The 22,647-nt window shown below is 60.4% G+C and carries 23 protein-coding genes; 14 read left to right on the plus strand and 9 right to left on the minus strand.

Annotated features, from left to right (window positions below):
* Positions 1–188 precede the first annotated feature (188 nt).
* The 5 genes from ACPYOP_RS02255 (at position 189) to ACPYOP_RS02275 (ending at position 6,025) form a co-directional block, all read left to right on the plus strand.
* Positions 189–908, plus strand: a complete 720-nt coding sequence (locus ACPYOP_RS02255) for a CDP-diacylglycerol diphosphatase (RefSeq protein ID WP_481408759.1) — start codon at positions 189–191, stop codon at positions 906–908.
* 270 nt (positions 909–1,178) lie between these two features.
* Positions 1,179–1,640, plus strand: a complete 462-nt coding sequence (locus ACPYOP_RS02260; protein ID WP_112342471.1) for a (2Fe-2S)-binding protein — start codon at positions 1,179–1,181, stop codon at positions 1,638–1,640.
* A complete protein-coding gene (locus ACPYOP_RS02265; RefSeq protein WP_481408760.1) occupies positions 1,637–3,901 on the plus strand; it encodes a xanthine dehydrogenase family protein molybdopterin-binding subunit in 2,265 nt (754 codons plus the stop codon). The genes ACPYOP_RS02260 and ACPYOP_RS02265 overlap by 4 nt, the downstream gene beginning before the upstream one ends.
* A gap of 125 nt (positions 3,902–4,026) precedes the next feature.
* Positions 4,027–5,376 carry a c-type cytochrome gene (locus ACPYOP_RS02270; protein ID WP_481408761.1) on the plus strand — a complete coding sequence of 450 codons (1,350 nt, stop codon included), beginning with the start codon at positions 4,027–4,029 and terminating at the stop codon, positions 5,374–5,376.
* 55 nt (positions 5,377–5,431) lie between these two features.
* Positions 5,432–6,025: a class I SAM-dependent methyltransferase gene (locus ACPYOP_RS02275; protein WP_481408762.1), complete on the plus strand. Its 594-nt coding sequence runs from the start codon at positions 5,432–5,434 to the stop codon at positions 6,023–6,025.
* A 74-nt stretch (positions 6,026–6,099) separates the two neighbouring features.
* Here the strand turns inward: ACPYOP_RS02275 and ACPYOP_RS02280 are convergent, their stop codons facing one another.
* Both ACPYOP_RS02280 and ACPYOP_RS02285 read right to left on the minus strand, forming a co-directional pair.
* A complete protein-coding gene (locus ACPYOP_RS02280) occupies positions 6,100–7,287 on the minus strand; it encodes an arabinose transporter (protein ID WP_481408763.1) in 1,188 nt (395 codons plus the stop codon).
* A 189-nt stretch (positions 7,288–7,476) separates the two neighbouring features.
* Positions 7,477–8,109, minus strand: a complete 633-nt coding sequence (locus ACPYOP_RS02285) for a TetR/AcrR family transcriptional regulator (protein ID WP_481408764.1) — start codon at positions 8,107–8,109, stop codon at positions 7,477–7,479.
* A gap of 57 nt (positions 8,110–8,166) precedes the next feature.
* On the opposite strand from ACPYOP_RS02285, the gene ACPYOP_RS02290 reads away from it, so the two are divergent.
* On the plus strand, positions 8,167–9,387 hold the full coding sequence (locus ACPYOP_RS02290) for an adenylate/guanylate cyclase domain-containing protein (RefSeq protein ID WP_481408765.1): 1,221 nt from the start codon (positions 8,167–8,169) through the stop codon (positions 9,385–9,387).
* A gap of 181 nt (positions 9,388–9,568) precedes the next feature.
* Positions 9,569–10,246: an O-methyltransferase gene (locus tag ACPYOP_RS02295; RefSeq protein ID WP_481408766.1), complete on the plus strand. Its 678-nt coding sequence runs from the start codon at positions 9,569–9,571 to the stop codon at positions 10,244–10,246.
* Between the two features lie 112 nt (positions 10,247–10,358).
* Here the strand turns inward: ACPYOP_RS02295 and ACPYOP_RS02300 are convergent, their stop codons facing one another.
* Both ACPYOP_RS02300 and ACPYOP_RS02305 read right to left on the minus strand, forming a co-directional pair.
* Positions 10,359–10,535, minus strand: a complete 177-nt coding sequence (locus tag ACPYOP_RS02300; protein ID WP_481408767.1) for a hypothetical protein — start codon at positions 10,533–10,535, stop codon at positions 10,359–10,361.
* Positions 10,536–10,756: 221 nt separating this feature from the next.
* Positions 10,757–11,419, minus strand: coding sequence for a phosphatase PAP2 family protein (locus tag ACPYOP_RS02305; protein ID WP_481408768.1), 663 nt, complete (start codon positions 11,417–11,419; stop codon positions 10,757–10,759).
* Positions 11,420–11,720: 301 nt separating this feature from the next.
* Between ACPYOP_RS02305 and ACPYOP_RS02310 the strand changes: the two genes are divergently transcribed.
* Positions 11,721–12,413 (plus strand): response regulator, encoded by a 693-nt coding sequence (locus ACPYOP_RS02310; RefSeq protein WP_481408769.1) that lies wholly within the window; start codon positions 11,721–11,723, stop codon positions 12,411–12,413.
* Positions 12,410–13,600, plus strand: a complete 1,191-nt coding sequence (locus tag ACPYOP_RS02315; RefSeq protein WP_481408770.1) for an ATP-binding protein — start codon at positions 12,410–12,412, stop codon at positions 13,598–13,600. Before ACPYOP_RS02310 ends, ACPYOP_RS02315 begins: the two co-directional genes overlap by 4 nt.
* 215 nt (positions 13,601–13,815) lie before the next feature.
* On the opposite strand, the gene ACPYOP_RS02320 is transcribed toward ACPYOP_RS02315, so the two are convergent.
* Positions 13,816–14,658 carry an alpha/beta fold hydrolase gene (locus ACPYOP_RS02320; RefSeq protein ID WP_481408771.1) on the minus strand — a complete coding sequence of 281 codons (843 nt, stop codon included), beginning with the start codon at positions 14,656–14,658 and terminating at the stop codon, positions 13,816–13,818.
* A 60-nt stretch (positions 14,659–14,718) separates the two neighbouring features.
* Between ACPYOP_RS02320 and ACPYOP_RS02325 the strand changes: the two genes are divergently transcribed.
* Positions 14,719–14,880 (plus strand): hypothetical protein, encoded by a 162-nt coding sequence (locus ACPYOP_RS02325; protein ID WP_481408772.1) that lies wholly within the window; start codon positions 14,719–14,721, stop codon positions 14,878–14,880.
* A 127-nt stretch (positions 14,881–15,007) separates the two neighbouring features.
* Complete coding sequence (locus tag ACPYOP_RS02330) at positions 15,008–15,628, plus strand: CGNR zinc finger domain-containing protein (protein ID WP_481408773.1); 621 nt, start codon at positions 15,008–15,010, stop codon at positions 15,626–15,628.
* A 53-nt stretch (positions 15,629–15,681) separates the two neighbouring features.
* Here ACPYOP_RS02330 and ACPYOP_RS02335 read toward each other — a convergent pair whose 3' ends face one another.
* Together ACPYOP_RS02335 and ACPYOP_RS02340 are read right to left on the minus strand one after the other, a co-directional pair.
* Positions 15,682–16,839, minus strand: a complete 1,158-nt coding sequence (locus ACPYOP_RS02335; RefSeq protein ID WP_481408774.1) for a patatin-like phospholipase family protein — start codon at positions 16,837–16,839, stop codon at positions 15,682–15,684.
* Positions 16,840–16,877: 38 nt separating this feature from the next.
* Positions 16,878–17,624 carry an acetoacetate decarboxylase gene (locus tag ACPYOP_RS02340; RefSeq protein ID WP_481408775.1) on the minus strand — a complete coding sequence of 249 codons (747 nt, stop codon included), beginning with the start codon at positions 17,622–17,624 and terminating at the stop codon, positions 16,878–16,880.
* Between the two features lie 204 nt (positions 17,625–17,828).
* Here ACPYOP_RS02340 and ACPYOP_RS02345 point away from each other — a divergent pair, with 204 nt between their 5' ends.
* Together ACPYOP_RS02345 and ppk2 are read left to right on the plus strand one after the other, a co-directional pair.
* Positions 17,829–18,617, plus strand: a complete 789-nt coding sequence (locus ACPYOP_RS02345) for a 3-hydroxybutyrate dehydrogenase (RefSeq protein WP_481408776.1) — start codon at positions 17,829–17,831, stop codon at positions 18,615–18,617.
* Positions 18,618–18,710: 93 nt separating this feature from the next.
* Positions 18,711–19,625 carry a polyphosphate kinase 2 gene (gene ppk2, locus ACPYOP_RS02350; RefSeq protein ID WP_481408777.1) on the plus strand — a complete coding sequence of 305 codons (915 nt, stop codon included), beginning with the start codon at positions 18,711–18,713 and terminating at the stop codon, positions 19,623–19,625.
* A 79-nt stretch (positions 19,626–19,704) separates the two neighbouring features.
* On the opposite strand, the gene ACPYOP_RS02355 is transcribed toward ppk2, so the two are convergent.
* The gene (locus ACPYOP_RS02355) at positions 19,705–20,484 is read right to left on the minus strand and encodes a class I SAM-dependent methyltransferase (RefSeq protein WP_481408778.1); all 780 of its coding nucleotides are present in this window, start codon (positions 20,482–20,484) and stop codon (positions 19,705–19,707) included.
* Positions 20,485–20,823: 339 nt separating this feature from the next.
* On the opposite strand from ACPYOP_RS02355, the gene ACPYOP_RS02360 reads away from it, so the two are divergent.
* Positions 20,824–22,107 carry a cystathionine gamma-synthase family protein gene (locus ACPYOP_RS02360; RefSeq protein ID WP_481408779.1) on the plus strand — a complete coding sequence of 428 codons (1,284 nt, stop codon included), beginning with the start codon at positions 20,824–20,826 and terminating at the stop codon, positions 22,105–22,107.
* A 9-nt stretch (positions 22,108–22,116) separates the two neighbouring features.
* On the opposite strand, the gene ACPYOP_RS02365 is transcribed toward ACPYOP_RS02360, so the two are convergent.
* Positions 22,117–22,500, minus strand: a complete 384-nt coding sequence (locus tag ACPYOP_RS02365; protein WP_481408780.1) for a YybH family protein — start codon at positions 22,498–22,500, stop codon at positions 22,117–22,119.
* Positions 22,501–22,647 lie beyond the last annotated feature (147 nt).

Below are 22,647 nucleotides of genomic sequence, written 5' to 3' on the forward strand. Positions count from 1 at the left end.
TTCAGGAAGGCGAACCGCCGGCATGTCCTCACAATAGCCGGCTGATCGAAATTGGATGTGAGGCGCGCGCCGATAAGCGGAGGCGCCTCCGTTTAAATTACCGCCTCGTTTGTTTTCGTCAAGCCCTGACCCTGAGATGAGAATGAGAGGCGGAGCCAGAATTGTCTGAACCAGGGAAATTTCATGCGATGACATTCTCTCGCCGCGTTACGGCTCTTGCCGCATCATTTCTTCCCCTGCTTGTCGCACCGGCTTTTGCCGATTCCGACGTGCTGTGGAAGATCGTGCATGACAAATGTGTCGTGCAGACTGCGCCCTGCATTTCGGTGAATACGGCCGAGCATTATGCGATGCTGAAGGATCTGCGAGGCGCTGCGCAATTTCTCCTGATCCCCACCGACAAGATCACCGGTATGGAAAGCCCGACGCTTCTCGATCCGGCAACGCCTAATTTCTTCGCCGATGCCTGGGCCGAACAAGGCGATGTCGATGCCCGCCTGCCGCATGCGGTCCCGCGCGACGGCATGAGCCTTGCCGTCAACGCGCTGCAGGCCCGCTCGCAGAACCAACTGCATATCCATGTCGATTGCCTGAGCGCCGATGCGCGGGCCGTCCTGAAGGCGAACGCCGACAAGATCGGACCGGCCTGGGCGCCGCTTCCCGATGCCATTGCCGGCCACAGGTTCGCGGCGATCCGCGTCAAGGGCGAGGCGCTGGGCGACTTCAATCCGTTCCTGGCTCTCGCCAAAACGTTGAAGGATCCGGCAAAGGAAATGGGCGATCACAATCTCGTGGTCGCAGGCGCCAATTTCGCCGATGGCCCCGGCTTTGTCGTGTTGACGGATGTGGCTTTGCCCGGCATGGGCGGTGAGGACGTGCAGGATCACAGCTGCGCGATCATGTATTAAAAACAAAGAGATGCCACCTTTAAGGCCGCAGACCCGGGCTCGCCGATGAGAGACCGCTCCCTTACCGATCGGGAGCGAGCGGCCGATTTATGAACCCAGCCTCTAACAGCTATCACGATTCACGCACCAATCTTTTAGGGGAAACGAATTCAATGTTATAGTCCCGGGTTGTGAGCCTGAGTCACTGCGTCATCCGCTTGTTGAGCATTCAGATCATCGCGCGGCGCCTGGCATGGAAGGTTCACGATCGAAAGCCCCAGGAGGCGCCTCATGAATCTTCAGATCAACAGCCAGTCCTATCAGGTCAACTCGGACGGAGACACGCCGCTCCTTTGGATCATCCGTGACGAGCTGGGCATGACCGGCACGAAATATGGCTGCGGGCTGGCGCAATGCGGCGCCTGTTCGGTCCTTGTCGATGGCGAAGTGGTGCGCTCATGCGTGACGCCGCTCGACAGCGTTGTCGGGCGCCAGATCACCACGATCGAGGCGATCGAAACGGATCCCGTCGGCAAGCGGGTGGTCGCTGCCTGGGTCAAGCATCAGGTTCCGCAATGCGGCTACTGTCAATCGGGGCAGGTCGTCGCGGCGACCGCGCTCCTTAAGCAGACACCCAATCCTTCCGATGACGAGATTGCCGCGGCGATGATCAATCTCTGTCGATGCGGAACCTACAACGCGATCGAAGCGGCGGTCAAAGACCTCTCCTCGAAAGAAGGAGAAACGCTATGACCGAGACCAGCCGCAATCTTGTTCCCGAAGATGAATTTCCGACCGGATCTCCGGTCAACATCTCGCGCCGGCATTTTCTCCTGACCTCCGCCGGGGCCGCAGCCGGTGCCTTCGTGCTCGGCTTCGGCGTTCCGGTCGTCCCCGCACGGGCCCAGCAGGCGGCCGGCGCCATGCCTCCGGGCACCCGCGTTCCCGCATTTCTGGAAATCCGTCCAGACAATACCATCCGCTTGATGAGCCCCTTCGTCGAAGGCGGCCAGGGTGTCTTCACCGCAATGGCCCAGATCGTCGGCGAGGAACTCGATGCCGACCCGAAAAGCTTCATCGTCGACAATGCGCCGACGGGCAGCGATTACCTGGTCATCCATGGCAAGATGCGCATCACCGGCGGCAGCATGTCGGTGCGCACGAGTTACGAGACCATGCGCCGGCTCGGCGCTCTGGCGCGCAACATGATCCTGCAGGCCGCCGCCAAGCGCCTGGATGCGCCCATTGCCGAGCTGACCACCGAGCCGGGCCGCGTGATCCACGCCACATCGGGACGCAGCCTTGCCTATGGCGACGTCGCTGCCGAGGCACTGGATCTGCCGGTTCCCGCCCCTGAGAGCGTGACGCTTCGAGACCCGCGCAAGTTCCGCTGGATCGGCAAGCCGGTCGAGCGGCTGGATATGCACGACAAGTCGACGGGCAAGGCAATCTACGCAATAGACTGCAAGGTTGACGGCATGCTGCATGCCGCCGTCCAGCACGCACCGCGCCTTGGCCTCACCATCGGCAAGATCCGCAACGAAGACCAGCTCAAGGCGATGCGGGGCGTTCATTCGGTCCACAGCCTGCCGGGCGCCGTCGCCGTCGTCGCCGAGCGTTGGTGGAATGCCAAGCGCGCGGCCGAGGCAGCGCAGGTCGATTGGCGCGAACCCGGCCCGGACGCCAATCCCGCCTTCCGCTATATGCCCGCCGATTTCTCGACCGCAGCCTTCAACGATCAGCTCGCCAACGAGCCCGGTAACGGCAAGGAGGCGGAGAATGTCGGTGATATTGCCAAAGCATTCGACGGTGCCAAGACCGTCGTTTCCGCCACCTACAAGAGCCAGTATCTGCATCATGCGCAGCTGGAGCCGCCATCGACTTTGGCCCGGTTCAATCCGGACGGCGGTCTGGAAGTCTGGATGCCCAACCAGGCGCCCGAACAATTCCAGGCTGACATTGCCAAGCTGACCGGGCTCGATCCGTCGAGGGTAACGGTGCACAGTCCCATCCTCGGCGGCTTCTTCGGACGGCACTTCCTCTATCCATCCGCCAATCCCTATCCGCAGGCCATCCAGCTTGCAAAGGAAGTCGGGCGGCCGGTCAAGCTCATCTGGAGCCGCGAGGAGGAGTTTCTGCGCGATCCGATGCGTCCGATGGCGGCGGTGCGCTTCCGTGGCGCACTCGACGCCAGCGGCATGCCGGTGGCACTCGAGGCCATCAGCGCTTGCGAGGGTCCGACGGAAGGCGTTTACGGTCATAAGGAGGATTCGCTCGATCCGACGGCTCTCGAGGGCCTGACCGGCAAGTCCTACGGCATCCCGAACTACCGCATCGCCCAGATCTATGTGAAAAACCCGACGATGCTCGCCTACTGGCGTTCGGTCGGCAACTCCATGAACGACTTCTTTTATGAGACGTTCCTGGACGAGCTGGCCGACAAGGGCGGGCAAGATCCCTATGAGATGCGCCTCAAACTGCTGCAGAAGAACGAGCGGCTGAGCAACCTGCTGAAAGCCGCCGGCGATCTCTCGGGCGGCTGGAAGCGGGGTCCATTCACAGCGGAGGATGGCTCGCGGCGAGCGCGGGGCGTCGCCATGGCCTCTCCCTTCGGCAGCCATACGGCAGCGATCGCCGAAGTGTCGATCCGCAGCGGCCAGGTCGTCGTGCACGATGTCTGGGAAGCGATCGACCCCGGCAGCATCGTCAATCCGGCGATCATCGAGGCACAGGTCAAATCGGCAACCGCGCTCGGAATGTCGCAGGTGCTGATGGAGGAAGCCGTCTACAAGAACGGCGAGCCCGTCGCCCGCAACTACGACCTCTATCCGATCCTGCCGCCGGATCGCATGGCCCGGGTCCATGTCCGTATCGTCGAAAGCGGAGCCGAGATGGGTGGCATCGGCGAGCCGGGACTGCCGGCTATCCCGCCAGCGGTCGCCAATGCGGTGTCCACGCTGACCGGCAAGCGGATACGCAGCATGCCTCTCTCCAACTACACCTTTGAAAGCTGAGGCGCGGCAAACGCTGCGCCGGGCACAGCTCCGGCTCTCGGTCCATCCCGGATCGAGAGCCGGCGTGGCTGCCTCCTTCAATAGCCGAGTCCGAAATCCCGAAGCAAAGACATGAGGGCACATCCTTGAAGAGATTTCTTCTGGTTCTTCTTTTGATTGTCGTGCTTGTGGCCGGCGCTGTAGCGTGGTTCGTAACGCGCAAGCCGGCATCTCCCTTCGATAGCGTCGCCCCGGCGCAGACACCTTCTGAGGAACTGCTCCAACGTGGCGAATATGTCGCGCGTCTGGGGGACTGCGTTGCCTGTCACAGCACGCCGAAGAGCGCACCCTTTGCCGGAGGGCTGGAGATGGGGACGCCGCTCGGCGCCATCTTCGCGACCAACATAACGCCGGACAAGGAAACCGGCATCGGCAACTATACGTTGGCCGATTTCGACCGCGCCGTCCGCCAGGGCGTTGCACGCGACGGACATCGCCTCTATCCGGCAATGCCCTACCCCTCCTATGTGAAAATGAGCGACGACGATATCCGCGCGCTCTATGCTTATTTCACGAGCAGGGTCGAGCCCGTCCAGCAGGCGAACAAGCCTTCCGATATCAAATGGCCGATGAACATGCGCTGGCCTTTGGCACTCTGGAACGCGGTCTTCACCGAAAGCGGAACGTATCAGTCCAAAACCGCTGGCGATGATCAGTGGAACCGAGGCGCCTATCTCGTCCAGGGACTGGGCCATTGCGGCAGCTGTCACACGCCGCGCGCCATCACCATGGCGGAAAAAGCGCTCGATGAAAGCAGCCCGCTCTATCTCTCCGGCGCTCTTCTCGACGGATGGTATGCCCCAAGCCTGCGCGGCGACGCCAATACCGGCCTCGGCCGATGGAGCGAGGAGGACATATACGCCTTCCTCAAGAACGGCCGAAACGGCCATGCCGTCGTCTTCGGCTCCATGGCGGATGCCTTCAACAATTCGACCCAGTTCATGAGCGATGATGATCTCAGGGCGATGAGCCATTATCTGAAGTCGCTGCCCGGCGACCCAGCACGCGACGGCACCCCCTGGCAATATGACGAGGCCACGGCGAAGAACGTCGCCCTGCCCGCCCGTCAGCAAATACCCGGCGCCCAGACATTCGTCGCTAAGTGCAGCTTCTGCCATGGCGTCGATGGTCGCGGAAAGGAACAATGGATCCCGCCGCTGGCCGGCTCCGCCGCATCGCTCGCAAAGGAAAACGCCTCTCAAATCAACGTGACGCTGAACGGCTCCAGCCGCGTGGTGGCGAACGGCGTTCCGGACGCCTATCGCATGCCGCCATTCAGGCAGCAGCTTTCGGACCAGCAGATCGCCGATGTCCTGACATTCGTGCGCTCCTCCTGGGGAAATCACGGAGGGGCGGTCGCGCCTGTTGACGTAAAATCCCTGCGCGAGCATACCGATCCGGCAAGCAGCAGCCCCATCATATTGCAGATGCGGTAGTTTCATGTTGCAAGCCGGCCGATTGCGGCCAACTGAAGCCTTGCGGAGGCCGGTCATGGGTGAAGCATTTCCCGCCACATCGATGCCCGACCGCGACTGGTGGTCGGCACTCTGGCCCGATCCGCACGGCATGCTTCAAGCGCTCGGCATCACGCCTGGCATGACTGTCCTCGATCTGTGTTGCGGCGATGGATATTTTACGGCGCCGCTGGCAAAACTCGTCGAAGGAAAGGTCTATGCGCTCGATCTGGATGAAAGCATGATCGAGATGGCGAGAGCAGAAGCCGCGCGACAACGGGTATCCGTGCGGAAATGGATCCACGCCGACGCGCTGGATATGGCAAGGCACCTTCCCGAAAAGATCGATTATGTCCTTATGGCAAACACGTTCCACGGCGTTCCCGATCAGCCGGCCCTCGTTCGCGCCGTTCGTTCCGTGCTCGCTCGACAGGGGTTGTTCGGTATCGTCAACTGGGAAGCCCGGCCGCGCGAGGAAACCACGGTGCTTGGAAAGCCACGTGGGCCGAAGAGCGAGATGCGCATGTCGCCCGCAAGGCTTGCCGCCATCGTCGAGTCCTGCGGCTTCATATCGCAGGCCACAGTCGAGCTGCCACCCTATCATTACGGCGCCGTTTTCCGCGCCTTGTAACCGTCCTCGATCTTGGCGAAACCGCCCCACCTGGCAAGGGCCGGTCCCCACCAGAGTGGGAACCGTGATGCGGCTTAGTTAAACACGGAAGCATATGTCCTGCGAAGCGCAAGTGCGATCAGCAAGCCTGCAACCGCGGTGACAGTTCCTGCCAAGAAGACGCTGCCATAGCCGGCTCTGTCAGCCAGTAGGCCGGCCAGCGGCCCGGTCAGCCCATAGGCGAGATCCTGGAAGGCCGAGAAACCGCCGAGAGCAGTGCCACGCAGATGCGGTTCCACCAGCCGAACCACCTCCCGCCCCATGGCCGGAAAGATCATCGAGCATCCGAGCCCGGTCAGAAATGCACCAACCAGCGCAAGAACGGGATCGTTTGCATTCCAGATCAGGAATTGGCCAATCGCTTCGACGGCAAGCGACATGGCTGCCACGGGCAGACCGCCGATGCGATCCGGCAGGTGGCCGAAGAACAGGCGCACCAGCACGAAGCCGCCGCCGAAGGCGGTCAGCCCCAGCCCGGCATAGCTCCAGCCGCGATCATGGAAATAGAGCGTGAAAAAGGCGCCGATCGCCGCAAAGCCTATGCCCTGCAGGCATACAATGGATCCATGCAGCCATATCCGATTGATGACGCTCCAAAGCGGCGGCCTCTTCGCCCCGGGATGGGGCGTAACGCCGGGAATACGCAAGATCGCCAGCAGGCCCAGGAAGGGAAGAACCGCACTGATCCCCATTGCCCCGGCAAAGCCGAACCGATCGAGCAATACCAGTCCGATGGGACCGCCGACGGCAAGCGCGCCATAGATCGCGGCACCCACCAGGGCGAGTACCCTGCCCGCGCGTGCAGGCCCGACGAAGCCGATGCCCCAGGCAATCACGCCGACGGCGACCAGGCTTTCGCCCAGGCCAAGAAGCAGGCGGCCGGCAAGAAGAAGCAGAAATGACGGTATCGGCGCACCAACGACCAGACCGGCGGCCAGCGATATCACCGCACCGGCCACGTAGAAAGCCAGCCCCCGAACGACCGCAACCTTGGCGCCTCGATGGTCCGAAAGACCACCGGCATAGCCGCGCGTCAGAATGGTCGCAAGAAAGGCTATGCCGACGCCGAGCCCGGCCCAGACATTCCCGAGCTTCAACTGCTCGGCCACGTAGATTGGCACAATCGGAAATGTCATGCCGATACAAAGATAGGAAATGAAGAGAATGGCGCTCAGCAGCAAAAGGCGACCGCGCGCCGGATCAGATGTCGATTGAAAAGCCATGATGGTCTCCAGGCTTTCCTCGATCGGCGAAGGCATAAAAAAACGCACTCCGACCATCGAGGATCGTTGAGTGCGTTGCTTGACGTCAAACGCTTACGGCCGGCGGAACCGGCTGGCCTCTCCAATAGGCGCTTGTCGAAAGGGTGTCAACAAAAGCGTGCTGGAGCGGGAGGCTACGCTGCCTCGCCCTCACCGAAGCTTGAGGCTTTCGAGATAGACGCAGAACATGTCCGCCATGGCATCGCCATAAGCTTCGGTCTCCTGCGCTGTTTGCGGGCTCTCCGAAAGCTGCTTTCCCGTCGCACTGAGCGTCGTGGCGATCAGGTCCGCCGCCAGGATGCGGGCCGGTTCATCGACCTTTGGTAAGGCTTCGCGCACGAACAGCCGCAGGATACGGTCTCCGGATGACCTCACCTCATGCGCCTCCGGTGCATCGCGATAAAGCGGCGCCGCATCGTTGAGCGCAACACGCATGGCGGCCTCCTCGCATTCGGAGCGGATGAAGGCGTGGACGAGGGAACGCAACCGGTCCAGCGGCGGTATCGCGGCATCTTCAAGGATGCGGCGTAGCAGGTCCGACGTCTGCCGCCATTCATCACTCTGCAGGCGGAAGAGGATCGCCGCCTTATTGGGGAAATATTGATACAAGGATCCGACGCTGACGCCGGCCTTTTCAGCAACGCGTGCCGTGGTGAAGCGCTGGGCGCCCTCCTTTGCCAAAACCTGAGCCGCGGCACTCAGGATCGCGGAAACGAGTTCCGTCGAGCGAACCTGCTTCGGCTGCTTTCGCGAGGAAATCCGGGCTCTTGGGCGATCCGTCATATCGATGCCTGCCAATGCGAATAGGAAAGCTGACGAATTAATCGTATTTTGCGTCCCATGCAAACCGAAGAGCATGGCAATGAAGGCAGCGGGCCGGTAACCAGGTCGATCGAAGCCGGAGCCCTACCAAAAACATTCTCGCAGGTGAGCCAGGCCCTGGTGGAAGCAGCGCTTGTCGGCGCCAGCGACGCCGAGCTCGTTGTTCTCCTCGGCCACACGCTGAATGCCGTGGGTCTCGACATCTCGACGATCGAGGTTGCCTGTGATGCCGTCGATCCGGAGAGAGCCCAGCATTTCATTCGCTGGCGACGAGACGGCGAAGGCACCGAAGACAATATTCTTGGCGGCAAGATCTTCGTTGACATGCTGGAGGAGGATGCAACGGTTCTTCGTCTTAATGCCGGTGGCGGCCGCCTCGCATCCGTTCCGCAAGATGGAGCAACGGACGCCATAGCCTTTGCCAACCATCTTGCCCCCGATGTCACCCTTGGTTTCTTCGACGATGTGATGAGCCTGCTCATCACCGAACGCCCCGGCGGATTTTCAATGTCGGAGATAGAGCTGCTGCACCTCGTGACGCCGGTCTTCGCACTTGCTCTCGGAGCCCGATTGAATGCCGCCGCCGCGCGCGTCCTGCTGCAGACCTATCTCGGGCGCAATGCTGCAGCCGCCTTACTCGACGGCCGTGTGGGTCTTGGCGAGGTCGAGCAAATTCGGGCGATCGTGATCTATTGCGACCTGTTCCAGTTCACCTCGCTCACCGAGCAGCTGGACCCCCGGTCTCTCATCGATCACCTTAATCTGTTCTTCGAGACGATCACCGGGCCTATGTCCCGCGCCGGCGGTCAGGTGTCTGGTCATGTCGGCGACGCCGTCATCATGTTCTTCCCCATTCCGGACGCCGGAAGCGAACGGCCGCTCTGTGCCGCCGCAGTGGAAGCAGCGTTGGAGGGGCTGCGGGCACTGGAGCTGGTCAATGCCATACAGGTGAGAGAGACGGCTCCGCCGTTGCGCGCGCGGATCGGCATCGATATCGGCGAGGTCGTTCACGGCAATATCGGTTCGGCGGGCAGATTTTCGTTTACGATCATCGGGACGCCGGTAAACCGCTCTGCCCGATTGCAGGCGCTTGCCAAGGAACTGGACGCAGTCATGCTGATGACATCAGATATCGCCGAGGCGGCCGGCGTCCCATGCAGGTCTTTCGGCAGCCACGCTCTGAGGGGCTTCGACCATCCGGTGGATATCGTCGGCTTCGGTATCTCCGGCGTCCCCTGAAAATGCGAATGGCCGCGCCGAAGTGATTGCACTCGCCTAATCAGATTCGTCTGCTTTTCGCCGTATTTTCAATGCGATACGCGCGTCTCTCCCGCAACATGCCTCGATGCGATTAGAAAATGCGATGAATTATTCGTATTTTCGCCGTCGACAAAGACTTCAGCCCTGAACGGAGAGAAACATGACCACACTGACGAATGCCCCGCTCGCTCCATTGCTCGATCGCCTGTTCGAGGAAGCAGATGCGGCGTCGCCGGCAACAACTCCATCGGTTGCCGCTTACTGGAGCGGCCTTTCCGACGAAGAGCGCGCGCGCCTGGTGCGCAGCAAAACCGACTATCTCGATCTCTATGCCCGGCTGAAGGATATACCACTCGCCATCTCGCGGGAGGCAGGCAGCTTGCTCTATATGCTGGCGCGAACCACCGGTGCCCGCACCATCGTCGAATTTGGAACCTCCTTCGGTATCTCAACCCTCCATCTTGCTGCCGCGCTGCGGGACAATGGCGGCGGCCGCCTGATCACCACCGAATTCGAGCCTTCCAAGGTGGCCCGGGCACGGGGAAATCTAGCAGCCGCCGGTCTCATCGATCTTGTGGAGATTCGGGAAGGCGATGCCCTGCAGACGTTGAGTTCCGATCTGCCCGATACCATCGACCTACTTCTTCTCGATGGCGCCAAGGCGCTCTATCCAGACATTCTGAAGCTGGTGGAGAGCCGTCTCAGGCCGGGAGCCCTCGTGATTGCCGACAATGCGGACTTCTGCCCCGATTATCTGACCTGGGTGCGCTCGCCGGCAAACGGATACATGTCCGTAACTTTCGTGGATGATATCGAACTGTCCATGCGGCTCCGCTGACGCCGTTCACAATGCAAGCGCGCTTCTGGCGCGCTTGCAACATCCACCCCGCGTTCACTGCCGGGTGCGGGAGACGGCTTTTACATCGTATACAACATTTGCATCGCGGTCGTTATGCCGCCGTGTGAACGACCTTGAGCTGCGAACGCCTGTAGAAAACCAGCATTTCCCGCTCGAAACTTTCCACGGCAAGCACGACCCATGGCTCGAAGTGGCAGTTGCGAGCGCCCGCCCTCCTTCGGCTATCCATGTCGAGCATTCCACGCAATGCCCAATCTACCAGCGCCATCCCATCACTCTCACCCTGCCGGGACCCCTGAACCATCCGACGCTCGACCTCGCATTCGGCGGCATGGCCAACAGTAGATAAGTAAACCCTGATTGATGGAAAGGTGAACAAACGTTGTATTAAGGCTTGTAACATGCGTTCGGTCAGTATCGTCTCATTCCGGCGACCAATAACGCCCACCGGCCTTTGCCGGACAGCAAAAGAGGGCGGTCAATGACGGCTTAGCGGAACATGAAGCGCGTCACGAAGCGATCGATCATCCGCGAATTTGCTTCCACCCAGCGCCAGATCATCGCCATGCTCAACATGGTCAGAAGCCAGCCGAGCATCACATCCGACAGGAAATGAGCACCGAAGATGACGCGGTTGAACGCCACGAACAACAGGCACGGCGTCAGAAGCACCGCGGCAATCCATCTGCCTCCTGCGGGTACGAAAACCAGCAGCGAGAGCCCGGCGGCAGCCGCCGCAGCCTCGCCGGAAGGGAAAGAGCAATTACGCGAACATGCGGCCGAGAACTGCCATACCGGAGTGAAATCCGCAGTGCCGCCGAACTCGATGAGATCGCGGGGCCGCACGCGTCCGATTGCGACTTTCAATGTCTGCACGATCAGCAGCGGTCCGGCGGCGAAGCTCAGAAGCACGAACAAAGGCTTGTGCGGAGAGCAGAACCGAAGCCGCCTCGGCAGGAAGACATGGAGAATGACAATCACCGCCATGATGCCGAGAAGATAAGGCTGGCTCTGGCGGCTGATGTCCCGCACCGCCTTCAGGAATGAGTTTTCCGCAAGCCAGAACACCTGCCCATGAGTGAACAGGCGCGCGACAGCCAGATCGAGTTTGGGAAAGACCACGAAGACAAAACTGGTCCAGACGATCATCATGCCGATAACCGCAAGCTCTCCATTCGTGGCCGCGCCGGCCTCCGATCTACTCGAGCGCCCGGACGCGGAGTTCCAAGAATGCAATGCAAATTTCCACATACCGTATCTCCCGAGGCGGAACGGCCGGAATGTGAATCGCGATTGTCAAGAATTGGCCAAGATCGCGTCGAGGCTGTGTTCAGAATCGACCGCCAGGCGGCCGGAAGACTGTTTGGAAATTGCGGAAGTGAGTTTTGTCCGCGATAGTGCGAATGAGGCGGCAAAGCCGCGAACGAAAACGAAAGAAAAATAGGGCGCTAGGGTGGACAACAGTCTCGTTCTCATCGTGGAGGATGAACCGGCTATCGCACAGATATTGGAAGGCTATCTGACGCGGGACGGCTTTCGCACGGTCCGTGCCGGCGACGGTGAAACCGCGCTTCAGCATCATGCGCTTTTAAAGCCCGACATCGTGCTCCTGGATGTACGCCTGCCGAAACTGGACGGTTTCGGGGTGCTTGGTCGCCTGCGCCAGGCCGGCTCGACACCCGTCATCATGGTGACAGCCGTTGCGGACGACATAGACCGCCTGAGCGGACTGCGCCTCGGCGCCGACGACTATGTCGTCAAACCCTTCAACCCGCAGGAGGTCGTTGCCCGCGTCAGGGCGGTTTTGCGACGGACGCAAGGCGACCGGGCCGAAACCATCCGGCGTTACGGCGCCATCGAGGTCGATTTCGGCAGCTATTCCGTCTTCGTCATCAAGGATGGGCGCCGCATTCCATTGCTCCTGACGCTCAGTGAATTTCGGATTCTCGCCTACATGATCCGCCACCCCACGCAGGCTTTCGCGCGCGCCGACATTCTCGATGCCTGCCTGCCCGAAAGCGAGGCCTTGGTCCGCACCGTCGACACGCATATTTCCAACCTTCGGCGCAAGCTGGAGGAAATGGGACAGAACGGCTTTTTTCCCGCAGTGCGCGGCATCGGCTATCGTTTTTCGGATCCGAGATGAAGATACCAAGATTTCCTTGTCTGCCGCTGGCCACGCTCACGGCCATCGTCACCGCCACTATGTTGCTCCTCAGCGTCGGCCTGACATATCTGGAGGTCAATTGGTATGCCTCCTATCTGGAAAAGAACATCACCGACGCCCTGCCGCCAAGGGCCGCGGCGGCCTACACAATGCTCAGCGAGAACAAGGTTCCGGACGGGGATTCCCTCAGGCTCCTGTTTGAGCACCTCAATTCGCTGACCGAACCGACGGATTTCAAGGTGCAGCTTTCCGTGCTAATAGGCGGCCTGCTTTCCGCCTTGATCTGCGCCCTCATTGGTGTCTATTTAGCGCGGCGCCTTGCAAACCCGCTTGAGGAACTCACCTCGGTCGCCGACGGGCTGAAATCGGGCGATTTCTCGGTTCGCGTTGCCACCTCCCACCACAGCACCCGCGAGGTCGCGAGCCTTGTCGAAACCTTCAATGCGCTGGCAACAAGCCTTGAGACGATGGAAGAGAGGCTGCGCTTCAACAACATGGCAGTCGCGCATGAACTGAGAACTCCGCTGACGATCCTGCGAGGATCGCTGCAGAGCATGATCGACGGCGTTTTCCCGATGGATCGCAAGATCATTTCCGACCTCCTCCTCCAGGTCGAGGGTCTCGGCCGGATTGTCGAGGACCTGCGCACTTTGTCTCTGGCCATCGGTCAGAAGCTCGTGGTCGAGCGCCAGCGTATCGATGCATCGCAATTGGTCGAGACGGTCATTGCCTCGGCAAAGCCGATGCTGGACGCAAGCAGGCTGCAAATTGAAACGCATCTGCAGCCCGCCTGGACCTCGGCGGATTCTCCCCGCCTGCGACAGGCGCTTCTGGCGCTTCTCGAAAATGCCTGCCGCTATGCCGCCGACGGCGGCTGGCTGCGATGCGAAACCGAGACTTTGCCGGATGAAAGCATCGTCATCCGCGTCCTCGATCGCGGCCCGGGATTTCCGCAGGACATGGACGCCGTCGCCGTCAATCCATTCTGGCGGGGCGATTCCTCGCGTTCGCGTGCAACCGGCGGCACGGGGTTGGGCCTATCCGTCGTGCAGGCAATAGCAGTCGCCCATGGCGGGCATCTGGAATTCGCAAACCGGCCGGAGGGCGGCGCCATGGTCACAATCCATCTGCCTGAAGACGTCGAGCAGGAAAGAGCGCACGGCTGATCCGCGTCAGTCCAATTGGTAACGACGCGAGCGCTGCAGTTCGTGAAGGACCTCCTCTCCAGCTGCGTCCATGTGCTGTCGACGCCCATCATCGAACGCCCGACCTATCGAGAAGTCTTCGGCTACGGCCAGACCTTTATTGACCGGAGCCTAACCGACTCAAGCCAGAGCCGGCCCGCCGCGCCGACTTTTCGCCGGCGCGGCAAGGCCAGATATCAACCGAGGAAAGCGCGAATTTCGGCTGCGATCTCGGCTGCATGCGTTTCGAGCGCGAAGTGGCCGGTATCGAGGAATTTGACGATCGCGTCGGGAATGTCCCGACGGTAGGCCTCGGCACCGGGCGGCAGGAAGAACGGATCGTGCTTGCCCCAGACCGCAAGCAGACGCGGCTTATGAGTGCGGAAGTAGTCCTGAAAGGTCGGATAGAGCGCGACATTGCTCTTGTAATCCCCGAAGAGATCGAGCTGCACCTTCTCCGCACCCGGGCGCGCCAGATAGAAGCTGTCGAGCGAATAGCTGTCCGGAGAAATCCTGGCAGTATCCGGAACGCCGTGGGTGTAGTGCCACATCGTCGCTTCCGGCCCCAGGAAAACCTTCAGCGCATTGCGGTTTTCCTCCGAAGCCTCGCGCCAATAGGCCTGGAGCGGGTTCCAGCCATCGCTTAGGCCCTCCTCATAGGCGTTGCCGTTCTGAGAGATGATCGCCGTGATCCGTTCCGGATGCTTCACCGCCAGCCGGAACCCGGTCGGCGCGCCATAGTCGAAGACATAGACGGCATAGCGATCGAAACCGACGATTTCGGTGAAACGGTCGATCGTCTCGGCGATGCTGTCAAATGTGTTGCTGCCCTTCGGCGCATCGGATTGCCCGAAGCCCGGCAGATCCGGCGCGATAATATGGTAGCGATCGGCCAAAAGCGGGATCAAGTCGCGATACATATGGCTGGAGGTCGGGAAGCCATGCAGCAGTAGCAGCTTGGGCGCGCCGGGCGAACCTGCCTCGCGATAGAAGACCTTGACGCCTTCGACGTTGACGGTGCGATATTTGATATCAGCCATGACAAGGTCCTTTCGTAACCTTCCTATTCGAATTTTCGAGTTATCAATCCAGGATTTTAGATGGCGGCGGCAACCCCGGTGCGAACGATGGCAACAGCCAAGCATCCAGCAACCGAGCGGGAAATCATCTTTCTCGGCTGGGTTCATTCGGGCAGACGCCGTGAGCAAGAACAGTATCTGCATTTTTTAAGGACATCTGCCTTTCCCCGCAACGAAGCGTAACCGTTCCAATGACGTCAATAGGGTTACGCTTGATGTGCGTAACTTGTCAAGAGGCTTTTGACAGGTTATATAGCCATCATGTTTTCGAGCGGCCGTTCAGCATGCCTGCGGCCGGAAAGGAGTAGCGATGGGCAACCACTCGCCCGCCATCTTCATTGGCGACACGCTGGGGCTGGATTTCCTCAATTCGGTCGCAACGCCTGTGGATGTGCCGATCGACTGGATCGACGATGGAGAGGGCCTGCTGCGCTGGCTGCAACATGCCGGCCTCGTCCCACGGGAGACGCTCGCAGCCATGCGCGAACAGGCCCTGCCCGGCGAGCTCGACAAGGTCGCCGACCAGGCGAGAAGTCTACGTGAATGGTTCAGGAGCTTCGTGCTTGCCCGCAAGGGAAAGCCGCTGACATCGGATGCCTTGAACGAACTGGAGCCGCTGAACCGCCTGCTGGAACGCGACGAAGGCTTCGCCCGGATCGTCGCAGGTCAGGCGGACGAAAACGGCAAATTCAGCTTTCAGCCGATGCGGAAATGGCGCTCGCCCGAAGCGCTGCTATTGCCGATCGGCGAAGCGCTGGGACGCTTTGTCTGCACGGAGGACTTCTCTGACGTGAAGGCCTGCGAGGGCCACGCATGCACCTTGCTTTTCGTCGACCACACGCGCGGCCACCGCAGACGCTGGTGCAGCATGGCGATGTGCGGCAATCGCGCCAAACAGGCAGCCCATCGGCACCGACTCAAACAGAGCTGAGTGCAGCTCGCTCCGGCGCAACGACTGCTGAAGGCCGACAGCGATCTATCGGCTCAGACCGGATCTTCCCGGTGCAGATCATGGATGGCGACGGCATCGTCGGTAAAGGGCGGCAGCAGCCATTCGCTATGGCGCAGCGTGCGCTTGGTATCCTCCAGCCCCATGTCCCAATGCTCGCGCATCGAAGTGCCGGAGAACTCGTAGTCCTTGGCGTGGCCTTCGTAGTTCTTGTGCTGATAGATCAGATGCACGATGTTGACGACGCCGGCGTCGGAATAATCGGCGATCAGCTCTTCCTCTTCCGGGGTCAACTGATCCTTCGGAACACGCTTCAATGCACCCAGGAGCTTCATCTTCAGCCCGTGAATGCGCTTGAAATTGTCGGTGTTCTGCCGCGTACGGCTGGAATACATGATGTCCTTGTGACGCGACAGCACGTCCGGCATGCTGCGCGGCAGCGCGCCGCGGGCGCTGAATAGATCTACCTGGAACACCAGCGAGCTGCGGTCTTCTTCCTGATCGAGCAGATATTGCAGCGGCGTGTTGGAGACGATGCCGCCGTCCCAATAATATTCGCCTTCGATGCGGATGGACGGCAAGGCCGGCGGCAGGGCGCCGCTCGCCATGATGTGCTCGGGGCCGATGCGAAGATTGTCGGTATCGAAATAGACGAAATTGCCGGTGCGGACATTCACCGCGCCGACGCTGAAGCGCTTCTTGCCATCGTTGAGCAGGTCGAAATCGATCAGCATCTCCAGCGTTTTCTTCAGCTCCGCCGAATCGTAGAAGCTGGTCGCACCCTCGGCTCCCGGCAATTCGAGCCAGGGATTGGGGAAGCGCGGCTTGAAAAAGCCGGGCTGGCCCATGGTCATCGTCACCCATGAGCTGGCGCGGTTGCGGATATCGCGGAAGAAATCGCCTTCCGGCGTATAGGCCCAGATCTTGCGGCCGGAGATGATCTGCCAGAACTGTTCGAGGCGCTGCAGGCGGCGGCTCGGCTCGTTGCCGGCGATGATCGCCGCGTTGATGGCACCGATGGAGACGCCCGAAAGCCAGGTGGGCTCGCATCCCGCTTCGGCAAGCGCCTGGTAGACGCCGGCCTGATAGGCACCGAGCGCGCCGCCGCCTTGGAAGACCAGGGCGACGCGATCATATTGCGCGGCGATTTCCGGGATGGTCGGGGCTGCGGCCTTGGTGTTTCGTTCGAGCACGGTCCGTCTCCATTATGGTGTAACAATGAGGCTTTCAGTTACCTGCGCTCGGCGAGATAGTCGTGAACGACTTCGCCAAGCCCAAGGGTCAGATCGGCGGTGAAATGAACGGCCGACACCACTTCGAGAACCGGCAGCCGCGCGACATCGGCCATGACATGCGGCCTGAGATCGAGCGCGGCGGGCGAAGTCCAGGCTTCCTTGATGGTGATCTCGGCCAGATAGTAGCGCACGAGCTCGCAGATGCGCGGGGTGGCGTCGACATGCGGCACGATCTTGATCAGGAAGTTGGGTTCCGACAGGGCGGCCAGAAGCGGCCCCTGATCGACCGGCCTGTGCTTGTAGCCCATCGTTCCCGTGGCGCAGAGGACGCTGCCGTAATGCAGCGTGCCGACGATGACTTCGCCTTCGTTGACGATCTTCGGATTGGCCAGCTTCTTGGGAAAGCCCCAGATCTCGCGGCCGCCGGTGATCGGCGCATCGTCATCCAGATACATGGAGTGGACATAGCCGCCCCGCTGCCCGCGATATCGCACGGGGATGACCTGTCCGGTCTCGGTATAATCGCCGAAGCCGGTGGAGTCGGGCATGCGGATGAACTCGTATTTCACCAGCGGCTCGTCGATTTCAAGCGGCTCCGGCACGACGGCCTCAAGCGCCCCGCGGGTGGTGCGGTAGGTGATGATGATATATTCGCGATCGAAGAACCGGTAGGGTCCCGGAGGATAGGAAGGATTGGTCAGCGGCATCGCATAGGCATGCTTCAGAATGTCTTCGACCTTCATCTTATTGTCCGTCGTTGGAGGAAATTGCCGGGCGCCGGAGCGAAAACTTGCACGGTTGCATGACAGTGAAGTGTCAGCTGCCAAACGGTTGCGCGGGAGCGGACTGCCACTGTTATCAAAGCGACATATCCGGCTGGCAGTGTGCGCTCATCTTGAGCATTTCCCTTTACCCAACCATGTCATAGCGATTGCGGGAGTAGCATTATGGGTTCGTTGATTTCGAAGAATGCGCTGGTCACCGGTTCGACGAGCGGCATCGGCCTTGCGATCGCGCGCGCCTTTGCCGCCGAAGGCGCGAATGTGACGATCAATGGTCTTGGCGATGCCGATGCGATCGAAAAGGAACGGGTTGCCATCGAAGCCGATTTCGGCGTGAAGTGCCGCTACTCCGGCGCCAACATGATGAATGGCGAGGAAGTGACATCCATGGTGCGCGATGCCGAGGAAGCCTTCGGCAGCCTCGATATTCTCGTCAACAATGCCGGCATCCAGTTCGTGGCCCCGATCGAGGAATTCCCGGACGACAAGTGGGAAGCGATCATCCGTATCAACCTGCTTGCCGCCTTCTACGCCATCAAGGCCGCCATTCCCGGCATGAAGGCGCGCAAATGGGGCCGCATCATCAATACGTCCTCGGCGCACGCGCTGGTCGCCTCGCCGTTCAAATCGGCCTATGTCTCCGCCAAGCACGGCATTACCGGCCTCACCAAGACCATCGCTCTCGAAGCCGCTCAGAACGGCGTGACAGTCAATTCCATCGCGCCCGGCTATGTCTGGACGCCGCTAGTCGAGAAGCAGATCCCCGAGACGATGAAGGCGCGCAACATGACGGAAGAGCAGGTCAAGCACGATGTACTGCTCGCCGCCCAGCCGACGAAGGAATTCGTCACCGTCGACGAAGTTGCTGCCATTGCGGTCTTCCTATGCAGCGAGGCCGCAAAGCAGATTACCGGCACGACGCTTTCCGTCGATGGCGGCTGGACTGCCGAATAATACCTAGATCATAGCCGGCGCAGGTTCGAAGACCGCGCCAGCTTTCCGTGGCCGCAGACAGCAGTCACATGAAAACTAAGCAGGAGGCACATAATGACCGATGAAACACAGGATCCGCTCAGCCGCATCAAGGATGAGATCGTCGATAGTTTTGACGAAGAGCTGGAGATGCAGCTCGAAGAGGACCGGCTGGACGAATTGGTCGCAGAGGGCCTTATCGGCGAAGGCGAAACGGCGCTCGACCGCCGCATCTATTTCCGCGAACTCTTCCGCCTTCAGCACGAGCTCGTGCGCCTGCAGGACTGGGTGCAGTACAAGAAACTCAAGGTCGTCGTACTGTTCGAGGGCCGCGATTCCGCCGGTAAGGGCGGCGCGATCAAGCGCGTCACCCAGCGTCTCAATCCGCGCGTCTGCCGCGTCGTCGCACTCCCGGCTCCGACCGAGCGCGAGCAGCACCAGTGGTATTTCCAGCGCTATGCCGCACATCTGCCGACGGCAGGCGAAATGGTGCTGTTCGACCGCAGCTGGTACAATCGCGCCGGCGTCGAGCGCGTCATGGGCTTCTGCTCGCCCGAGGAGCTGGAAGAATTCTTCCGTTCCGTGCCGGATTTCGAGCGCATGCTGGTTCGCTCCGGCATCATTCTCCTGAAATACTGGTTCTCGATCACCGACGAGGAGCAGGAATTCCGCTTCAACATGCGCATCCAGGATCCGCTGAAGCAGTGGAAGCTTTCGCCGATGGATCTACAGAGCCGTGTGCACTGGGAAGAATACACCAAGGCGAAGGAAGAAATGCTTGATCGCACGCATATTCCGGAAGCGCCGTGGTGGGTCGTCCATGCCGTCGACAAGAAGAGAGCGCGTCTCAACTGTATCGCGCATCTCCTGAACCAGATTCCCTACGAAAACGTACCGAAGCCGGAAATCGTTCTGCCCGAGCGCCTGCGGCATATAGATTATCATCGCATTCCGGTTCCGCCGGAAATGTACGTGCCCGAAGTCTACTGACCGGGAATGTTGAGGGGCCTGTCTCCGGCAGGCCCCTCAATTCCCAGCTCCGCCGTCGGCAAGCAAGGCCGGCTCAACGTCAGACCGGGCGGTAGGCCCATTCGGATATGGCGCCCAAGCCCAGCCGCCGCAGGAGCTCATATGCAACTCTTCGGTTGATGGGATTGTGCAGCCTGAGGACTTTCGAGCCCAGAAAATCCATCTCGGCATGCTCGAAAGGCATGAGATGCCGTGCCCTGCCGAGTGCGGCTCGATAGACCTCATGAAAATCCCGCCGGCAGACATAGGTCTTGTACTTCGTCATGCAAAAGGCGGCAAAGGTATCGCTGTTCCTGCGCAGAAAATCCGAGACGCCGATCGTCACCTCCGGCCAGGCGGGATTGAACGTATCGTCGAAGGCGATGATGCCGTGATCGGCCAGCACACTCTTCGCCAGCCGGCTGTCGGCAACGATGTGGCGAAGCAAATGCCCTCCATCGATGCTGAAAAACCGAACCTGCCCAACCTTGTCGATGATGGCCTGCGGATCGAGCCTTGTGCTGTCGCCGGTTATGACGAGATCTTCATCGACAGGAATGCCCAGTGATCTTCCGTTGTCGAGGAAGCGTTGATATTGCGCACCATCCGCTTCTACGTCGAAAAGGTCGATCGCAAGCACATTGTCATCGGGTGCGCTGATCTTGCGCAGCAAAAAATAAGACCGCCCGTAATAGACCCCGATTTCGGCGAGGCCGCCGTAGAGTTTCTCCTGCCTCTGCTTTTCGATCAACGACAGAAAGACAAGCGCATCCGGCGGGTCGATATAACCATCGATTTTCTGAAGATCCCGAAATACAAATTTTCGAACGCCCGATTTCAAATGTGAACCTCACTGGTTTTCTTCGTGTATTTCGCCACCGAACGCCCTCATCGATAGGGAGCAGTCGGTCGAAAAATGCACCGTTTCTGCACGAACCGCGCGCCGCGAACTCGTGAGCTTCCGAAAACTGGGATGGGACTGTGTCAAGACGAGCGCTGCTAACGCATATCGCGCCCTTTCTGTCGTGTTTCGGATAGTGATGCGCGGATTGGATAGTTCCGGCCCATAACAGCCCCCTGTATCGAAACCGCATCGCAGACAATGGCGAATAGCGAGCCGGCACCTTAAGTGTTGTATAATGTGAGTCTAAAATTCTCATCATCGGCCGAGGAGACCGTCATGACTGCGCCGCATCCCTCGAAAACGCATATCGGCAACCACGCCCTGCATCCCGAAACCCAGATGCTGAATTACGGCTACGATCCGGAGCTGTCCGAGGGCGCGGTCAAGCCCCCCGTTTTCCTGACCTCCACCTTCGTCTTCAAATCGGCCGAAGATGGGCGCGATTTCTTCAACTACATATCCGGCCGCAACGAGCCGCCGGCCGGCAGAGGCGTCGGCCTCGTCTATTCGCGCTTCAACCACCCCAACAGTGAAATCGTCGAAGACCGTCTCGCCGTCTACGAGCGGACGGAAAGCGGCGCGCTGTTCTCCTCCGGCATGTCGGCGATCGCCACCACGCTGCTGGCCTTCGTCCGCCCCGGCGATGCGATCCTGCATTCCCAGCCGCTCTATGGCGGCACCGAAACGCTTATCGCCAAGACATTCCTCAATCTCGGCGTTTCGGCGGTCGGGTTTGCCGATGGTGTCAGCGAGAGTTCGGTGATGGCGAGTGCGGAGGAAGCATTGGCCAAGGGCCGAGTGTCTATCATTCTCGTGGAGACGCCCGCCAACCCGACGAACAGCCTGGTCGATATCGCCATGATCCGTCGCGTGGCCGATGCGATCGGCAAGGAGCAGGGCCACACGCCGATCATCGCCTGCGACAATACCTTGCTGGGTCCGGTCTTCCAGCGGCCGATCGAGCATGGCGCCGATATTTCCCTTTATTCCCTGACCAAATATGTCGGCGGTCATTCCGATCTGATCGCCGGCGCCGCAATTGGCTCAAAAGCCGTGATCAAGCAGGTCAAGGCGCTGCGCGGCGCGATCGGCACGCAGCTCGATCCGCATTCCTGCTGGATGCTCGGCCGCTCGCTGGAAACGCTGCAGATCCGCATGGAACGGGCCGATAGCAACGCCCGGGCCGTGGCGGATTTTCTGCGGGATCACCCCAAGGTCGAGCAGATTCACTACCTGCCCTATACCGACCCTTCATCTGCCACGGGCCGAACTTTCGCCGCCCAATGCAGCGGCGCAGGCTCCACCTTCTCCTTCGATATCAAGGGTGGCCAGCCGGCATCGTTCAAATTCCTGAATGCGCTGCAGATCTTCAAACTCGCCGTCAGTCTCGGCGGCACCGAATCGCTTGCCTCTCATCCGGCAACGACGACGCATTCCGGTGTTCCGGTTGACGTGCGCCACCGCATCGGCGTGCTGGAATCGACGATCCGCCTGTCGATCGGCATCGAACATCCCGACGATCTGATTGCCGATCTGGCGGCTGCTCTCGACGCGGCCTAGCGAGATAGATCAGCCGTGTACGGTGAGAAGGTTCGCATCGCGCGCAAGGCGCCACTGGCCATCGGCCTCCTTGCGCAGAAGCGTGAGTGTGTAACCCGATTGATGGATGGCATCGCCGCCTGGCGGTGTCATCGTGATGTCGATGTGGTTGCGGATGAAGGCCCAGTCGCCGAGCACCCGCAATTCGACGATCTCGCTGGTGCCATCCATCTTTACGCCGTCCATGCCCTTGGAGGCTGCAGCGAAGGCTTGCTTGCCAAACGGCTCTCGGTCCGGCACCATGAAGACGACATCGTCCGCCATCAGCCCTAGGACGGTGGCCGTATCGCCCGCCTTGCTCGCGGAAATCCAGGTTTTCACGACGTTCCGGATTGCCTTTTCATCCTCGGTCATTGCGAATCTCCTCCATAGGCAACGCGCATAGCAACAGCGGCTGCGTTTCAACTCATGAGGCGAGAATTATTGGACGGAGAAAGTCGGCACGACGTATGCTCAATCATCCGGCCAGGTTTCAATATCCGGATTAACAATATAGCGCGC

The sequence above is a fragment of the Rhizobium sp. KNZ2-6A genome (assembly GCF_056755475.1).

Bases quoted from the DNA above. Each gene is read 5' to 3' on its own strand.
- ACPYOP_RS02280 (WP_481408763.1), bottom strand. From the start codon at position 7,287: ATGGCTTTTCAATCGACATCTGATCCGGCGCGCGGTCGCCTTTTGCTG.
- ACPYOP_RS02285 (WP_481408764.1), bottom strand. From the start codon at position 8,109: ATGACGGATCGCCCAAGAGCCCGGATTTCCTCGCGAAAGCAGCCGAAG.
- ACPYOP_RS02360 (WP_481408779.1), top strand. From the start codon at position 20,824: ATGACTGCGCCGCATCCCTCGAAAACGCATATCGGCAACCACGCCCTG.
- ACPYOP_RS02305 (WP_481408768.1), bottom strand. From the start codon at position 11,419: ATGATGATCGTCTGGACCAGTTTTGTCTTCGTGGTCTTTCCCAAACTC.
- ACPYOP_RS02255 (WP_481408759.1), top strand. From the start codon at position 189: ATGACATTCTCTCGCCGCGTTACGGCTCTTGCCGCATCATTTCTTCCC.
- ACPYOP_RS02315 (WP_481408770.1), top strand. From the start codon at position 12,410: ATGAAGATACCAAGATTTCCTTGTCTGCCGCTGGCCACGCTCACGGCC.
- ACPYOP_RS02295 (WP_481408766.1), top strand. From the start codon at position 9,569: ATGACCACACTGACGAATGCCCCGCTCGCTCCATTGCTCGATCGCCTG.
- ACPYOP_RS02290 (WP_481408765.1), top strand. From the start codon at position 8,167: ATGCAAACCGAAGAGCATGGCAATGAAGGCAGCGGGCCGGTAACCAGG.
- ACPYOP_RS02345 (WP_481408776.1), top strand. From the start codon at position 17,829: ATGGGTTCGTTGATTTCGAAGAATGCGCTGGTCACCGGTTCGACGAGC.
- ACPYOP_RS02330 (WP_481408773.1), top strand. From the start codon at position 15,008: ATGGGCAACCACTCGCCCGCCATCTTCATTGGCGACACGCTGGGGCTG.
- ACPYOP_RS02275 (WP_481408762.1), top strand. From the start codon at position 5,432: ATGGGTGAAGCATTTCCCGCCACATCGATGCCCGACCGCGACTGGTGG.
- ACPYOP_RS02300 (WP_481408767.1), bottom strand. From the start codon at position 10,535: ATGGCGCTGGTAGATTGGGCATTGCGTGGAATGCTCGACATGGATAGC.
- ACPYOP_RS02325 (WP_481408772.1), top strand. From the start codon at position 14,719: ATGGCGGCGGCAACCCCGGTGCGAACGATGGCAACAGCCAAGCATCCA.
- ACPYOP_RS02260 (WP_112342471.1), top strand. From the start codon at position 1,179: ATGAATCTTCAGATCAACAGCCAGTCCTATCAGGTCAACTCGGACGGA.
- ACPYOP_RS02365 (WP_481408780.1), bottom strand. From the start codon at position 22,500: ATGACCGAGGATGAAAAGGCAATCCGGAACGTCGTGAAAACCTGGATT.
- ACPYOP_RS02265 (WP_481408760.1), top strand. From the start codon at position 1,637: ATGACCGAGACCAGCCGCAATCTTGTTCCCGAAGATGAATTTCCGACC.
- ACPYOP_RS02320 (WP_481408771.1), bottom strand. From the start codon at position 14,658: ATGGCTGATATCAAATATCGCACCGTCAACGTCGAAGGCGTCAAGGTC.
- ACPYOP_RS02340 (WP_481408775.1), bottom strand. From the start codon at position 17,624: ATGAAGGTCGAAGACATTCTGAAGCATGCCTATGCGATGCCGCTGACC.
- ppk2 (WP_481408777.1), top strand. From the start codon at position 18,711: ATGACCGATGAAACACAGGATCCGCTCAGCCGCATCAAGGATGAGATC.